The 272-nt window shown below is 64.3% G+C and carries 1 pseudogene; it reads right to left on the reverse strand.

Annotation, left to right across the window (positions count from 1 at the left end):
• Positions 1-234: pseudogene (locus GHO32_RS26330) on the reverse strand (hypothetical protein); the annotation flags it as partial.
• Positions 235-272 lie beyond the last annotated feature (38 nt).

A 272-nucleotide genomic window follows, 5' to 3' on the forward strand; every position in this document is an offset into this window, starting at 1 on the left:
TGACGAGGCCGTCCAGCCCCCGATGATGACATCGGGGATCTCGCGGTCGTTGGTCTCCAAGCACTCTTGCCAGGCCTGGCGGCGTACCACAGCCTGGCGGGAGTAGTCCGGGCCGCTGACGAGGTGGACTGTGCGATGCCCCAATGCCAAGAGATAGTTAACGGCGGTACGCACACCGGAGGCCTGGTCACATCCGACGGTCGAGAAACGACTGCACGGAGAGCCAGCCATCACGACTGGGGTTCCCGGCGGTACCTCAAGGTCCTCGGGAT

Source organism: Pseudomonas sp. FSL R10-2189 (assembly GCF_009600325.1).
GTDB classification, from domain to species: domain Bacteria; phylum Pseudomonadota; class Gammaproteobacteria; order Pseudomonadales; family Pseudomonadaceae; genus Aquipseudomonas; species Aquipseudomonas helleri.